Source organism: Halomonas daqiaonensis, assembly GCF_900109725.1.
GTDB classification, from domain to species: Bacteria; Pseudomonadota; Gammaproteobacteria; order Pseudomonadales; family Halomonadaceae; genus Halomonas; species Halomonas daqiaonensis.
Genome location: NZ_FOBC01000006.1, coordinates 128,191 through 142,303 on the forward strand (window position 1 = coordinate 128,191; position 14,113 = coordinate 142,303).

A 14,113-nucleotide genomic window follows, 5' to 3' on the forward strand; every position below is an offset into this window, starting at 1 on the left:
ATGGATTTAACAAGGGCTTGCCGAGGAGTCAGTCATGAAGCCGAGCTATTTGAGCTGGATGCCATTACTGGTCCTGGGGCTTTCCCTCCCCTTTTTCGATGCCCAGGCGGCCAGTGTACGCCTGGGCAACATCATGTCCGGTACCGTGATCCAGAAGGACGTGCAGTCCATCCGGGAGCGTCGGTTCGAGAACCTGATCGAGCAGCGCACGGACTTCTCCTGCGGGGCGGCGTCGCTGGCGACCATCCTCAAGCATGCCTATGGGCAACCCTCGGTTACCGAGGAGAGCGTGCTGGCCGGCATGCTGGAGGTCTCGGACCCCGAGGTCGTGCGCGAGCGGGGGTTCTCACTGCTGGACCTCAAGAACTACGTAGAAACTCTCGGCTATCGCGGCCGAGGCTACGAGGTGGCACCCGAAACCCTGGACGAAGTTTCGATCCCAGTCATCGTGTTGCTGGACCTCGATGGCTACAAGCATTTCGTGGTCATGAAGAAGGCCAGTGGTGATCGGGTTTACGTAGGGGATCCGGCGCTGGGTAACCGTGTGATGTCGCGGGATGAGTTCATGGCCTCCTGGAACAGCATCATCTTCGCCATCGTCGGTGAAGGATTCGATCGCAATACCGCGCTGCTTGACCCCAGGCAGCCACTGACGGCGCACCGCATGCAGGACATCTTTGCACCGGTGCCCAGGCAGAAACTGCTCGATTTCGGCTTTCGGCATGCGGACCTCTTCTGACCCTGCGGGGTGAATAGGCCACAGTCGATCTGAGGGTGACGAACATGTTCAAGCACGTTTGGAAACACAATGTGAGGAGAGGCGGCATCACCGCCCTGTTGGCGATCTCCACTATCGGCCTGTCGGCGCCGCCGGCAGAGGCCGGAGTCTCGGACTTCACCGATTTCGCCTCGGGCAGACAGTTGAGCGACGAGGAACTCGGACATTTGCGGGGCCGCTTCGTCGACAAGGGGAGTCTGATGTTCTTCGGCGTGCAGATGACCAGCGAGTGGCGAACGTCCCAGGGCGAGCATCTCATGGTACAGGGCAACCTGAGGGGGGACCTTAGCGGCCGTGTTCCCACGGTGAGTTTTGAGCCTCGCCTGACCATGGTCTCGATGAACGAGCAAGGAGCAACCGGCTTTGGCGGTAACGGTGCTACCGTTCGGGATGCCGGCACCGGCAACGCCCGTGGGGTGGTGCAGACCATCCAGGCGGGGGGGGACTTCAACGCCGCGGCCAACGACCTGCAGATCGATGTGCTGGATGCCTCGACCCGAAGGGACGTGAACCAAGGTGGTGCGAGTGGCGCGCTTGAATGGCGGCTGCCATCCGGTACGCGGGTATCGGCGCGCCAGAGCGACCAGGGGATGGGCGTCGAGATGCAGGTGCCCGGCGTAGGGCGGATCAGCCAGGCCATTGTCCCCAGCCGTGGCCTGCGTCAGTCGATCCAGTTGACCAGTGACCTGCAGCAGGTACGCAACCTGACGCGGCTGCAACTCTACATGGACCGTCGCAGTGCCAATGCCGGCGCCCCCGGCGTGCGTAGTGCCGTTGAGTCGGCGCGTCAGCTCAAGCGCTGAAGATAACCAGCATCAACGCTATGCTGGTCTACACTACGGCTGTCTTAGGGCGGTCGCCATCGTGCTCGTGGTATGTTGTCAACGGCTCGAGGAGGTGTCCGACAGGTTGGTTGCTCAAGCACAAGGAGATATGTGTGGTTACGTCGAAAGCATTCATGCCGAACAAGGTGTCAATTCTTGCCTTTCCCATCGTGGCGTTTTCGCTGGGTGCCGCCACGATGGCGCAGGCGCAGATGAGCAACGATGATGGGGAGGTGGTGCGCGAGGCCAGGCCCAGCCAGAGTGTCGAGAACGTCCTGCGCGAGGAGCATGCCCTCTTCTCGGACCGACTGACCATCGAGCCGGGCATCAACTACTCTTATTCGGATCGCTCCCAGCTGGCCCTTCGGGGCTTTCTTGCTCTCGACGCTATCTTCCTGGGTGAGATCAATGTCGATGCGGTAGAGAGCCATATCACGACGTTTGACCTTAATACCCGTTATGGTTTGACAAATAGGTTGGAAGTAGGGCTGAACTTGCCCTTCGTCTATCGTTCCAGTACATACCAGTCCATCGGAGATGATTTTTCTACCGAGAAGAACAGTGAGACATCCGTGGATGAAGCGGATCTCGGCGATATCAGCCTGTCACTTTCCTATCGACTGATGCCAGAAACGCAGACACGTCCCGATCTCGTCTGGAATTTTGGCGTGCGTGCGCCGACAGGCACCGATCCGTACGGTGTTGACGTGCGTCAGGACTCCAATACCAACTTGAATGTCCCTACGGAGCTGCCTACCGGGAACGGCGTATGGGGTGTCAACACCGGTATATCGCTCCTCAAGACACTGGATCCGGCCATTGTCTTTGCCAATCTTGGCTATACGTATAATTTCGAGGAGAGCTTTGACGACATTTCTGCTAATGAAGGCAATCAGCCTGGGGATGTAAAGCTTGGGGATACCATTCGAGCCGGCTTCGGGACGGCTTTTGCACTTAACGAGAGCTTCAGCCTATCGCTTTCCTACTCCCATGAATATATTCAGCAATCTGAAACAACCCAGGGCGGTGCTACCAGCAAGGTGATCGGCAGCGACGCCAATGTCGGGGTACTGAACCTGGGTGGGACCTACGCACTGAATGACAGCACCTCCATCGTCACCAGCCTCGGCGTGGGCCTCACCGATGATGCCTCGGACATCAGCCTGACCTTCCGCATGCCCTTCCAAATGTAGTCTTCGTTCGAATCGCAATTATTCAAGCAAGCCACCCAGGTTGGTGGCTTGCTTGCTTTTCTCTGTCATACGCACGGGAGGCGACCTGTAAGCAGAGCTCTGCCGTCTATAGTGTATAGATAGCCCTTGCCATGCTTCTGCGTGTCGCCTCGCCGCCCTGCGTCACAAGATGGCATAATGCCCGTCATCGGCAACCTCGTGACGGACTCCCCGCATGCTGAAGTGGCTGGCCATCGTGCTCATCATCCTGCTCGCGCTGCTGCAGTACCGGCTGTGGCTCGGCGAGGGTGGCATGCGCGAGCTCACCGAGGTACGCCAGCGCGTGGCTACCCTGGAGGAAGATAACCAGCCGCTGCGCGACCGCAATGCACGCCTGGCCGCCGAGGTGGTGGACCTCAAGACCGGCCTCGACGCTATCGAGGAGCGGGCCCGCAGCGACATCGGCATGGTGCGCAGCGATGAGCAGTTCTTCTGGGTGCCGGGGGTGGCGGTGGAGGCCTCCGGCCTCGAGATCAATGACAGCCTGGTTGGCATGCCGGCACCCGGGACGGAGGATGAGCCGTGAGCGGGCATCTATGGCTGGTGGTGCCCGCCGCGGGGCAGGGACGACGCATGGGCGCCGACCGTCCCAAGCAGTACCTGCCGCTGGCTGGCCAGCCGGTGCTGGCGCGCACTCTGGCTCGGCTCCACGAGGCCTTCCCTGAGGCCCGTCTCTGCCTTTGCCTGGACCCGGATGATGGCCACTTCGACCCGGCCTGGGTGCCCTTCGCCGACTGGCGAAGGGCACCCGGCGGGGCCGAGCGGGTCGACTCGGTGGTCAGTGCCCTGGAGGCCATCGCCCCGGATGCCGCGGAGGACGATCTGGTACTGGTCCACGACGTCGCCCGACCCTGCGTCACCGTCGATGACTTGGTTCGGCTGCTGTCCGCCATCGCCGACGACCCCGTGGGCGGGCTGCTGGCGGCTCGGGCGGCCGACACCATGAAGCGTGACGACGGTGCCGGGCGGGTGAGGACCACCGAGTCCCGCGAGGGCCTCTGGCATGCCTTAACCCCCCAGGGCTTCCGCTACGGCCTGCTGCGCCGCGCCTTGGGTGAGGCGTTGGCGGCGGGCGTGGCCGTGACTGATGAGGCCTCGGCGGTGGAGGCGGCGGGCCACTCGCCACGGCTGGTCTCCGGACGCCGCGACAACCTCAAGATCACCCATCCCGAGGACCTGATCCTGGCCGAATTGGTACTGTCAGCCCAGGAATTGGCCGCCCAGGCCACCTCGAGGATCTACCCCGAGGCCTCCGCGCGGCACGAAGGGAATCTAAGTAGGGAGTATAAGTAGGGAGCATGAGAAGAACATGATGCGAATCGGCCATGGCTTCGATGTCCACCGCTTCGGCGAGGGCGATCACCTGATGATCGGCGGCGTCACCATTCCCTTCGACCACGGTTTCGTTGCGCATTCCGACGGCGACGTACTGCTGCATGCGCTCTGCGACGCCCTGCTGGGGGCCTGTGCTCTGGGTGACATCGGCGGTCATTTCCCCGACACCGACCCGGCCTGGGCGGGTGCCGACAGCCGTGCCTTGCTGCGCCATGTCGCTGGGCTGGTGAGCGAGGCTGGCTACCGAGTGGGCAACCTGGACGCCACCCTGATCGCTCAGGCACCGAAGATGGCGCCCCACGTCGACGCCATGGCTCGACATATCGCCGACGATCTCGGCCTTTCCCGGGGCGCGGTCAACGTCAAGGCCACCACCAGCGAACGGCTCGGCTTCACCGGCCGCGGCGAGGGCATCGCCGCCGAGGCGGTGGCGCTGCTGGTGCGTAGCGACGTGGAGTCGGCCGGTGAGTGAGGTCGCACCGCAGGGTATCCAGGATGCCATCGACTGGCCGCCGGCCTGGCCACGGGTGCTGGAGAGTGAGTTCGGCGTGCCGCCGTCGGGCGACTATCGCGCCGTCCCCGAGGACTTCCGCGTCGAGGAGGTCCTCGACTTCGTTCCTGAGGGGGAGGGCGAGCACCTCTGGCTGTTCATCGAGAAGCGCGACCTGACCACGGCCATGGTGGCCCGTGACCTGGCCCGGCTCTGCGAGGTCTCACCGCGGGTGGTCGGCTATGCAGGCATGAAGGACCGTGTCGCCGTGACCCGCCAATGGCTCTCCGTGCAGCTGCCCGGTCGCGAGCCCCCCGAGGGGCTGGTGACGCAACTCGCCGAGCGTGGCATCCGGGTGCTCGACCAGGCCCGCCACCCGCGCAAGCTCAAGCGTGGCGTGCACCGGGCCAACCGCTTCCGCCTGCGGATCACCGGGGCAGCCGTGGCCGACCCGGCGCTCGAGGCACGCTGGCAGCGCCTCTGCGACGATGGAGTCGCCAACTATTTTGGTCCTCAACGGTTCGGCGCGGACGGGAGGAACCTGCAGCGTGCCCGGGCCGTGCTGGCCCGCGGCTGGCGCAAGCGCGATGACCGCGAGGGCATGCTGCTCTCGGCGGCCCGCAGCTTCCTGTTCAACGAGCTGCTGGCCGCTCGGGTCTGCGACCGCAGCTGGGCGACGCCGTTGCCTGGCGAAGTGGTGATGCTCGACGGCAGCGCCAGCCAGTTCGGTGTGGCGCCTGAGGATGCTACCCAACTCGCCGAGCTTTCCGAGCGGGCCCGGCGGCTCGACCTGCATCCCGCCGGAATACTCTGGGGCGTCGGTGAGTCGCGTGCCGCCGGCGAGGCCCGAGTCCACGAGGCCGCTCTGGCCGCGCGGTATCCCGGCCTCTGCGGTGGGCTTGAGCAGGCCGGCGTGCGCCTGGCCCGCCGGGCCTTGCGGTTGCGCCTGGGCGAGCCTCGGCTGACGCGCGGCGACGGTGAATTCTGGCTGGCCTTCAGCCTGCCGCGGGGGGCCTTTGCCACTGCGGTGCTGCGTGAACTGATTTCCCACCCCTCTCTCGGGGCCCCTCCCACCGACAGGAGCCTGTGATGCGTCGACTGCTGCTCTCCAATGACGACGGGGTGCATGCCCCGGGACTGCGCGCCCTCCATGATGCCCTGCTGCCCCACGCGCGGCTGCGTGTCGTCGCGCCGGATCGCGACAAGAGCGGGGCCAGCAACTCCCTCACGCTGAGTCGGCCGCTGGCCCTCTCTTCGCTCGATAACGGCTTCTACAGCGTCGATGGTACCCCTGCGGATTGCGTCTACCTCGGGGTCAATGGCGTCTGGGACGAGCGGCCCGACCTGGTGATCTCGGGCATCAACCATGGTGGCAACCTCGGCGACGACGTGCTCTACTCCGGCACCGTGGCCGCCGCCATGGAGGGGCGTAACCTGGGCATGGCGGCCATTGCCATGTCGCTGGTGGGCTCGCACTATTTCGAGACTGCCGGACGGGTGGCGGCGAGCCTGGTCGGGGCGGCCGACCAGCTTTCGCTGCCGCCGCGCAGCCTGCTCAACGTCAACGTGCCGGACCTGCCGTGGAGCGAGATCCAGGGCTTTCGGGTCACCCGGATGGGCTATCGCGGCCCGGCAGCCCGCCCTCTGGAGGTTCGGGATCCTCGGGGACGCTTGCGCTACTGGATTGCCGCCGTGGGCGAGAACGCCGACGATGGGCCGGACACCGACTTCGCCGCCATCGAGGCGGGCTATGTTTCCATCACGCCACTGCAGACCGACCTGACACGGCATGCAGCGCGCGACGACGTTCAGGACTGGCTGGATGCACTCACCTGATCTGCTGCGCGGTGTCGGCATGACATCGCAGCGCACCCGGGACCGCATGGTGGGCCGCCTGGCCGATCAGGGAATCCTCGACCCACGGGTCCTGGAGGTGATGGCTCGGGAGCCGCGTCATCTCTTCCTCGATGAGGCCCTGGCGCATCGTGCCTACGAGGATACCTCGCTGCCCATCGGCCATGGCCAGACCCTCTCCCAGCCCTGGATGGTGGCGCGGATGACTGAGCTGGTGATCCAGGAGGCGCCCTCCCGGGTGCTGGAGGTCGGTACCGGTTCGGGCTACCAGACCCTGGTGCTGTCACGGCTGGTCCAGGAACTCTGGTCGGTGGAACGGATCAATGCCCTGCATCGCCGCGCCGGAGGCCGCCTGCGACTGCTCGAGGTCCGCAATACCCGGCTGCGCCTCGCCGACGGCGGCCATGGCTGGCAGGAAGAGGCGCCCTTCGATGTCATCCTGCTGACCGCCTGTGCCAGCGAGCTGCCTACGCCGCTGCTTGCCCAGCTTGGCGAAGGAGGCGTGTTGATCACGCCGCTGGCTGAGCCGGATGGCCAACAATGGCTGACCCGTGTGCGCCGCAGCGGTGATGGCTTCGAGACACAGCGGCTGGAGGCGGTACGGTTCGTGCCGCTGCTGGAAGGCGTCATTCGTTGAAAGGAGTCAGCTGTTGAAGCGTCATCTCGGTATCTTCCTCAAGGGCGCCGGCATGGGGGCCGCCGATGCAGTGCCCGGCGTGTCCGGCGGTACCATCGCCTTCGTCACCGGCATCTACGAGGAGCTGATCCATAGCATCAAGCAGTTCGGCCCCAGCGCCTTCGTCGCCTGGCGACGCGGTGGCCTGCCACTCCTGGCGACGCATCTCAACCTGACCTTCGTGCTGCCGCTGCTGGCCGGCATCGCCCTCAGCCTGGTCAGCGTGGCCCATCTCGTCGTCTGGCTGATGGACGATTTCCCCCAGCTGCTCGATGGCTTCTTCTTCGGCCTGGTGGCTGCCTCGGCCCTTGTCGTCAGCCGCCACCCGGCCGACTGGAAATGGTGGCACCTGCTGCCGCTCGTCGCCGGCCTGTTGCTTGCCCACGGCCTGCCGTCGCTGATGCCACTGGTCACCCAGCTCGGCAGTCCGGATCTGGTGCTGGTGGTAGGGGGGGCCATTGCCATCAGTGCCCTGCTGCTGCCCGGCGTGTCGGGAAGCTTCCTGCTGCTGACCATGGGCCTCTATGGCACGGTGATGCAGGGCATCCGTGGCTTCGACCTGGGACTGATCGGACTGTTCGGAGTGGGCTGCCTGATCGGCCTGTTCGGTTTCTCGCGGCTGCTCTCCTGGCTGCTGCGCCACCATCACACCGCGACCCTGCAGTTGCTGGTCGGCTTCATCATCGGTTCGCTGCCGGTACTCTGGCCATGGCGTGAACTGGTACGCTACCAGCTGGGTTCCGAGGGCCAGATGATCCCTCTCGACTACCGTTACCTGACCCCGGCCGACTTCGCCGAGCTGACCGGCGACCCTGCCCGGCTGCCGGCGGTGGTTGCCCTGATGCTGGCCGGTGCGGCCCTGGTGCTATTGATCAGTCGGGCCAACCGGCCCGCGACATCCGGTAACCGACAAGGTGCTGACAAGGAGAAAGGCTCCGATGCGTAAGGTATTTCTTATTTCCGGCCTGGCCCTGGCGTTGGCCGGCTGTGCCGCCCAGCAGGGCGAGAGAGCACCGGTCCATGTCCGCGACCTGTCGGCCAGTCGGGCCGACACGACGCCTGCCGAATACACCGTGGAAGCCGGCGATACGCTCTACGGCATCGCCTGGCGCCATGACATGGACTACCGTGACCTGGCCCGCCTCAACCGCATTGGCCCTCCCTACCGCATCGAGCCCGGTCAGCGACTGGTGCTGGGCGGCGAGGGAAGGGCCACCGCGGCCTCCGGCCAGGACCTCGATGATGGCGAATCTCGCGGCCGTGAGGTCGTGGCCACCGGTCTCGGGGGCGAGCCGTCAGGAAGCGACGAGGAACTCGACTGGCTGATGCCCGACGAGAGTGCCATCGAACGCAACCGTCGCCTCTCGGCCGAACGCCGTGAGGGGGATGACTCACCTGAGGAGTCCAGCCAAGCGGCCATGGCCAGCGAAGCATCGACCGAAGGCGCTGACGAAGGGCCGGGACCGGTCTACAGCTACGACAGCCCGGGAGCGGACGGCAACCTGAGCGAGCGCGATCTGGCCGAACGGCGTGAACTGGCATCGCGAGCGGAAGAGGAGCAGGCCGCTGGCGCGGCGGCGGAAAGCGACACCGAAACGCCAGATGCGCCCGACGCCGCGGCCGAGGACGAGGCGGCACAGGTCGCCCGGGCGTCGTCGGAGAGAGACGACGAGGGCGATGCTAGCGCCGATGCGGGCACCTCGGTGGCCGGTGAGCCGGCGTCCGAGCAGCGCTCCGGTCGCAGCTACACCCCGGTGGATGAGGTCCCCTGGCAGTGGCCCGTAGAGGGAGATGTGGTCGGTCAGTTCGGCGAGGGGGGCAGCATCACCGCCGGCATTGATATCGCTGGTCAAAAGGGGCAACCTGTCAAGGCAGCCGGCCCGGGAATCGTGGTCTATGCAGGCAGCGGCGTCAGGGGCTACGGCAACCTGATCCTGCTCAAGCACAACGATCAGTTCCTGAGTGCCTATGCCCACAACGACACCCTGAACGTCAAGGAGAACGATGTGGTCGAGGCCGGAGAGGTCATCGCCACCATGGGTGACAGCGATGCCGAGGACGTGAGGCTGCACTTCGAGGTGCGCAAGGACGGCCAGCCTGAGAATCCCCTCGAGTTCCTGCCGACCCGCTGACCCTGATGGTCGGCCAACCTCCACTGCAAGATGAACGGGATACCACACAAAAATAACATCACGCGTCGAACGTCCGGTCACGGACCCACGGCGCCCGGTCGCAACCATGGGGTAGCTATTCGATGAGCATGCTTGAACGGGATCTTCAGGATGTGAATCTGGCATCCGCCGACGAGGCGGACGAAGACGCCGTCGAGGTCGGAGAGGAGCGCGATGATATCGAGGACGAGGAGGTGGTTGGCGACGAGGAAGCCTTCGAGAAGGCGCTGAGTCGCGAGGATCGCCATCAACGTCACAGCCTCGATGCCACCCAGATCTATCTCAATGAGATCGGTTTTTCCCCGCTGCTGACGCCGGAGGAAGAGGTCTACTACGGCCGCCTGGCGCGCAAGGGGGACCCGCTGGGCCGCTCGCGGATGATCGAGTCGAACCTGCGTCTGGTGGTGAAGATCGCCCGGCGCTATCTCAACCGGGGCCTCACCCTGCTCGACCTGATCGAGGAGGGCAATCTGGGCCTGATCCGCGCGGTGGAGAAGTTCGATCCCGAGCGTGGTTTCCGCTTCTCTACCTACGCCACCTGGTGGATCCGCCAGACCATCGAGCGGGCGCTGATGAACCAGACCCGCACCATCCGCCTGCCGATCCACGTGGTCAAGGAACTCAACATCTATCTGCGGGCGGCCCGTGAGCTGACCCAGAAGCTGGATCACGAAGCCACGGCCGAAGAGATCGCCGACTATCTCGATAAGCCGGTGGAGACCGTCAAGAAGATGATGGGCCTCAACGAGCGCGTCTCCTCCGTTGACTATCCGATGGGCAGCGAGAGCGACAAGCCGCTGATCGAGACCCTGGCCGACGACAATGACCAGGGCCCCGAGTCCACTCTGGTGGATGGCGACGTGCGCCAGCATGTCGACGACTGGCTCGCCGAACTCACCGAGAAGCAGATGGAGGTGGTGGTGCGCCGCTTCGGCCTGCGCGGCCACGAGGCCGCGACCCTTGAGCAGGTCGGTGAGGAGATCGGCCTGACGCGCGAACGGGTCCGTCAGATTCAGGTAGAAGCGCTCAAGAAGCTGCGTCGAATGCTCGACAAGCAGGGCCTCTCGCTGGATGCCATCTTCGAGTGACGTCCGTGCCGGAGGGGACCTCCGGCACCCGCACGCCACTGCCAATGCCTTCAGGATTCCCCGACCATGGCTCGGCCGCTGATTGCCGACATCGACCTCGACGCCCTGCGTCAAAACTATCGCCTGGCCCGTGACCAGGCCCCCCACAGTCGCGCCATCGCCGTGATCAAGGCCGATGCCTACGGCCATGGTGCCGTGGCCTGTGCCCGGGCACTTCAGGATATGGCACCGGCGTTTGCCGTGGCCTGCCTCGAGGAGGCACAGATCCTGCGCGAAGGGGGTATCACGGCACCCATTATGCTGCTCGAGGGCATCTTCGAGGTCACCGAACTCGAGCGGGTCGAGGCGCTGGGGCTGTGGATCACGGTACACACCGACTGGCAACTGGAGGCGCTGCTCGCCTATCGTCCCGTGCGCCCCATTCCGGTTTGGGTCAAGGTGGACTCGGGCATGCATCGGCTGGGGTTTTCGCCGGAGCAGGCCGAGGCGGTCTGGGCGTGTCTCGCCGCGGCGACCGACCGCGCCTGCGACCTGCACCTGATGAGCCACTTCGCCACCGCCGATGCCTTGGAGCCCGGCTACTTCCGGCGCCAGCTCGAACTACTCGACGACCTGGCTGTACGGCTCGAGGCCCCCACCTGCTTCGCCAACTCGCCAGCCACCCTGGCCTGGCCCGAGGCGCACGGCGCCTGGAACCGCCCCGGGGTGATGCTCTATGGCAGCGACCCGCTGGAGGCCTCCAACGAGGCCAGCCGTCGGCTGGCGCCGGTGATGACTCTGCGCTCGGCAATCATCGCCGTGCGCGAGATCGCCAGGGGTGAACCGGTGGGTTATGCCGGACGCTGGAAGGCCCCACGGCCTTCGCGGATCGGCGTGGTCGCCTGCGGCTATGGTGACGGCTACGACCGACATGCGGTCGACGGTACTCCGGTGCTGGTCAACGGACAACGCACGACCATCGCCGGCAAGGTCTCCATGGACATGCTGACGGTAGATATTACCGACATCCCCGAGGCCGACATCGGTAGTGAGGTAGTGCTCTGGGGACGTGCCGCAAACGGTGCGCTGCTGTCGGTGGACGAGGTGGGCCGCCATTGCGACACCATCAGCTATACCCTGCTCACCGGGGTGCTGCCGAGGGTACCCAGGCGTTATCATCAAGCGGGGATTACCCCCCAATGAGCCAGCGCAACTTCGCCCACCCGCGCCATTGGCCCACCTGGCTGGCCATCGGCGCCATGCATGTCGTTGCCTGGCTGCCCTGGCGGCCGAAGCTTTGGGTCGGCCGGGCGATTGGCCTTGCTGCCTGGCGCGTTGCCAAGCGCCGTCGCCATATCACCGAGACCAATATCCGCCTCTGCTTCCCGGAATTGGACGAGGCGGCGCAGTCGCGGCTGGTGCGCGATACCTTTGTCGCCAACGGCATCGGCATCGTCGAGACCGCTACCGGCTGGTGCCGTGACCCCGAGCATCTGCGCCACCGCGTCACATTCCTGGGGCAGGCGCACAGGGCCAGGTTGGAGGTCGAGGGCAGGGGGGCGCTGATCCTCGGGGTGCACTTCTCGACCCTGGATCTGGGGGCCGCGCTGCATGCGCTCTACTTCCGCGCCGACGCCGTCCAGCGCCCCCATGACAACCCGCTCTTCGATCGTTTCATGGGGCGCGCCCGGGCACCCTATTTCGATGCGGTCCTCGACCGTTACGACCTGCGCGGCGTGGTCCGACGGATCAAGGCCGGCCATGCGGTCTGGTACTCCCCTGACCAGGACTTTGGCCGCGATGCCAGCGTCTTTGCCCCCTTCTTCGGCATCCCGGCGGCCACGGTCCGGATGACCTCGCGTATCGCACGCATGACCGGCGCGCCGGTGATCCCGCTGATCTTCCACCGCAATCCCGATGACCGCACCTATACCCTGGAGTATCTGCCGCCGCTGGAGAACTTCCCCAGCGGCGATGAGGCGGCCGATGCCGCCCGCGTCAACGCCGTGATCGAGGCAGCGATACGCCGTCATCCCGAGCAGTATCTTTGGCTGCACCGACGTTTCAAGACCCGGCCGGCGGGCGAGCCCAAGCTTTACTGACGCCGTTGGGCAGAAGTCAGGTGTCCTGCCGGCCGGGCAGGACACGCGGGAGGGTCAGCCGATGGATGCCGTCGTCCAGGCGTGCCGAGACAAAGCGCCGGTCCAGCGGGTGGTCTGCCGCTTGGGACAGCGTCTCCACCACTCGGTCGGCATGGGCCTGAAGAGTTTCGAGATCCTTTTCCTCGGCGAACAGCGAAAGGGTCTTCAGGGCCTTGAGTACGCCCAGGCCGATGCTCAGATCCTCCCTTCCGTAGCGCAGGATGGGCTGGAAGAGCCGATAGAGCAGGCTCTCGAAATCCTCCACCTTCCAGGTCAGCCGACAGGTCCCGTCCCGGTCGAAGAGTGAATTGCAGGGTTGCCACTCGAGGCGCCGGCCCAGCAGGTCGGTCAGACGATGCAGGCACAGCCGTGCGGTGCCGGGGTCGTTGATGCCCGGCGAGAGCGCTTTCACGGCCACTTCCATCAGCTGGGTCAAGCCGAACACATGATGCTCTGTGATCGACTCCCCTTCCACATAGGTCAGGGTGGCACGAACCTCGTCGCACCAGCTCGCCTCTGGGGGCGACGCTGCCTCCAGCGAGAGGATCGGCAGCCCCTTCACCACATAGTCCCCGAAGCGGAAGTGAAGGTGCACGACACCGTCGACTCGGTGCGCCAACGCGGCCAGTGCGCTGAGGTCGGCATTCTGCAGGTAGCCGGCCCTTCGGGCATGCACGGGGTAGTGGCGATGACCTGATGACGCGGCGACGGCCAGGATACGCCACTCCTGCCCTTGCTGTTGTGACTGCAGCACTTGCATGGAGGCTAGCGTGGACTGGTGCAGGTCGGTGACCACGGCGTCGATCTGGATCGACTGGGAGGCCTTGTGGATGAAGTAGACGAAGAGTGCCAGGCAGTGAATCACCATGGCGCAGGCCAGGTAGATCGCCAGCGATCGCCAGGTCGCCTGACCGTCGGCGACATTCGGAACCATCATCAGCATCAGGATGAAGAGAATGGTCCCCAGGTAGTGGCCCAGCACCCACTGGTGAGGACGCTCCGAGATAAGGCCGAACACCAGCTTGTGGGAAAACTGCCCGCCGGCCTGCGAGAGCACCGACATCACCATGGAAAAGCTGAAGACCATCAGCGAGATCATGCCGCCGAGCAGGGCGACGAGCAGCGGAAGGGTGTCCTCAGGCGCCTCGAGGCCCAGCATTGTCAGCAGTGTCGGCAGTCGGTCGTCGGAGATCGGCAGGAGCAGTGCGATGAGGCTCAGAAAGGCGTAGGCCAACGCCAGCAGGGAGGGCAGGTAGGCGATGCTCTGCCGATAAGCCTTGAGCAGGTGGATCGGCCAGGAAAGGAAGGCGCGCATGGGAGACTCCTCGCGGGAATAACCCCCTTATGGCCCGTCATGTCGTTCGGGGCAACCCCGCCCTATACCCGGGAGTTGCAAGCGCTAAGCCGTAGGCTACAAGAAAACCCCACGACCGCAAGGTCAGAGGGGTTTATAGGGCATTGTCCAAACAACCGAGAGAGCGCTGAAGGCATCGGCGAGCAGGCTCACTTACAAGGCGCCCGGAGCGCAGCTCCCGGAGAGTGTAG

General features: G+C 65.1%; 15 protein-coding genes. 14 read left to right on the forward strand and 1 reads right to left on the reverse strand.

Annotation, left to right across the window (positions count from 1 at the left end):
* Window positions 1–34 precede the first annotated feature (34 nt).
* The 14 genes from BMY30_RS06515 (at window position 35) to lpxL (ending at window position 12,529) form a co-directional block, all read left to right on the forward strand.
* Window positions 35–739 carry a C39 family peptidase gene (locus tag BMY30_RS06515; protein ID WP_089711785.1) on the forward strand — a complete coding sequence of 235 codons (705 nt, stop codon included), beginning with the start codon at window positions 35–37 and terminating at the stop codon, window positions 737–739.
* Window positions 740–783: 44 nt separating this feature from the next.
* Window positions 784–1,581 (forward strand): hypothetical protein, encoded by a 798-nt coding sequence (locus BMY30_RS06520; RefSeq protein WP_089711787.1) that lies wholly within the window; start codon window positions 784–786, stop codon window positions 1,579–1,581.
* Between the two features lie 155 nt (window positions 1,582–1,736).
* On the forward strand, window positions 1,737–2,795 hold the full coding sequence (locus tag BMY30_RS06525) for a transporter (RefSeq protein WP_089711789.1): 1,059 nt from the start codon (window positions 1,737–1,739) through the stop codon (window positions 2,793–2,795).
* 214 nt (window positions 2,796–3,009) lie between these two features.
* Window positions 3,010–3,360 (forward strand): cell division protein FtsB, encoded by a 351-nt coding sequence (ftsB, locus tag BMY30_RS06530; RefSeq protein WP_089711791.1) that lies wholly within the window; start codon window positions 3,010–3,012, stop codon window positions 3,358–3,360.
* Complete coding sequence (gene ispD, locus BMY30_RS06535; protein ID WP_089711793.1) at window positions 3,357–4,127, forward strand: 2-C-methyl-D-erythritol 4-phosphate cytidylyltransferase; 771 nt, start codon at window positions 3,357–3,359, stop codon at window positions 4,125–4,127. Before ftsB ends, ispD begins: the two co-directional genes overlap by 4 nt.
* Before the next feature lie 19 nt (window positions 4,128–4,146).
* Window positions 4,147–4,641 carry a 2-C-methyl-D-erythritol 2,4-cyclodiphosphate synthase gene (gene ispF / locus BMY30_RS06540; RefSeq protein ID WP_089711956.1) on the forward strand — a complete coding sequence of 165 codons (495 nt, stop codon included), beginning with the start codon at window positions 4,147–4,149 and terminating at the stop codon, window positions 4,639–4,641.
* Window positions 4,634–5,749 carry a tRNA pseudouridine(13) synthase TruD gene (truD, locus tag BMY30_RS06545; RefSeq protein WP_244516137.1) on the forward strand — a complete coding sequence of 372 codons (1,116 nt, stop codon included), beginning with the start codon at window positions 4,634–4,636 and terminating at the stop codon, window positions 5,747–5,749. The genes ispF and truD overlap by 8 nt, the downstream gene beginning before the upstream one ends.
* Complete coding sequence (gene surE, locus BMY30_RS06550; protein ID WP_089711795.1) at window positions 5,749–6,495, forward strand: 5'/3'-nucleotidase SurE; 747 nt, start codon at window positions 5,749–5,751, stop codon at window positions 6,493–6,495. The genes truD and surE overlap by 1 nt, the downstream gene beginning before the upstream one ends.
* Window positions 6,482–7,150, forward strand: a complete 669-nt coding sequence (locus tag BMY30_RS06555) for a protein-L-isoaspartate(D-aspartate) O-methyltransferase (protein WP_089711797.1) — start codon at window positions 6,482–6,484, stop codon at window positions 7,148–7,150. The genes surE and BMY30_RS06555 overlap by 14 nt, the downstream gene beginning before the upstream one ends.
* 10 nt (window positions 7,151–7,160) lie before the next feature.
* Complete coding sequence (locus tag BMY30_RS06560; RefSeq protein WP_089711960.1) at window positions 7,161–8,135, forward strand: DUF368 domain-containing protein; 975 nt, start codon at window positions 7,161–7,163, stop codon at window positions 8,133–8,135.
* Window positions 8,128–9,321 (forward strand): peptidoglycan DD-metalloendopeptidase family protein, encoded by a 1,194-nt coding sequence (locus BMY30_RS06565; RefSeq protein WP_089711799.1) that lies wholly within the window; start codon window positions 8,128–8,130, stop codon window positions 9,319–9,321. Before BMY30_RS06560 ends, BMY30_RS06565 begins: the two co-directional genes overlap by 8 nt.
* Window positions 9,322–9,443: 122 nt before the next feature.
* On the forward strand, window positions 9,444–10,448 hold the full coding sequence (gene rpoS / locus BMY30_RS06570; RefSeq protein WP_089711801.1) for an RNA polymerase sigma factor RpoS: 1,005 nt from the start codon (window positions 9,444–9,446) through the stop codon (window positions 10,446–10,448).
* Window positions 10,449–10,514: 66 nt separating this feature from the next.
* Window positions 10,515–11,630, forward strand: coding sequence for an alanine racemase (gene alr / locus BMY30_RS06575; RefSeq protein ID WP_089711803.1), 1,116 nt, complete (start codon window positions 10,515–10,517; stop codon window positions 11,628–11,630).
* Complete coding sequence (lpxL, locus tag BMY30_RS06580) at window positions 11,627–12,529, forward strand: LpxL/LpxP family Kdo(2)-lipid IV(A) lauroyl/palmitoleoyl acyltransferase (protein ID WP_089711806.1); 903 nt, start codon at window positions 11,627–11,629, stop codon at window positions 12,527–12,529. Before alr ends, lpxL begins: the two co-directional genes overlap by 4 nt.
* 16 nt (window positions 12,530–12,545) lie before the next feature.
* On the opposite strand, the gene BMY30_RS06585 is transcribed toward lpxL, so the two are convergent.
* Window positions 12,546–13,883, reverse strand: a complete 1,338-nt coding sequence (locus BMY30_RS06585; RefSeq protein ID WP_089711808.1) for a DUF2254 domain-containing protein — start codon at window positions 13,881–13,883, stop codon at window positions 12,546–12,548.
* Window positions 13,884–14,113: the final 230 nt, after the last annotated feature.

Coding starts and splice junctions, on each gene's coding strand:
- ftsB (WP_089711791.1), top strand. CDS start 3,010: ATGCTGAAGTGGCTGGCCATCGTGCTCATCATCCTGCTCGCGCTGCTG.
- BMY30_RS06555 (WP_089711797.1), top strand. CDS start 6,482: ATGCACTCACCTGATCTGCTGCGCGGTGTCGGCATGACATCGCAGCGC.
- BMY30_RS06585 (WP_089711808.1), bottom strand. CDS start 13,883: ATGCGCGCCTTCCTTTCCTGGCCGATCCACCTGCTCAAGGCTTATCGG.
- lpxL (WP_089711806.1), top strand. CDS start 11,627: ATGAGCCAGCGCAACTTCGCCCACCCGCGCCATTGGCCCACCTGGCTG.
- ispF (WP_089711956.1), top strand. CDS start 4,147: ATGCGAATCGGCCATGGCTTCGATGTCCACCGCTTCGGCGAGGGCGAT.
- BMY30_RS06525 (WP_089711789.1), top strand. CDS start 1,737: ATGCCGAACAAGGTGTCAATTCTTGCCTTTCCCATCGTGGCGTTTTCG.
- BMY30_RS06565 (WP_089711799.1), top strand. CDS start 8,128: ATGCGTAAGGTATTTCTTATTTCCGGCCTGGCCCTGGCGTTGGCCGGC.
- surE (WP_089711795.1), top strand. CDS start 5,749: ATGCGTCGACTGCTGCTCTCCAATGACGACGGGGTGCATGCCCCGGGA.
- BMY30_RS06520 (WP_089711787.1), top strand. CDS start 784: ATGTTCAAGCACGTTTGGAAACACAATGTGAGGAGAGGCGGCATCACC.
- rpoS (WP_089711801.1), top strand. CDS start 9,444: ATGAGCATGCTTGAACGGGATCTTCAGGATGTGAATCTGGCATCCGCC.
- alr (WP_089711803.1), top strand. CDS start 10,515: ATGGCTCGGCCGCTGATTGCCGACATCGACCTCGACGCCCTGCGTCAA.
- BMY30_RS06515 (WP_089711785.1), top strand. CDS start 35: ATGAAGCCGAGCTATTTGAGCTGGATGCCATTACTGGTCCTGGGGCTT.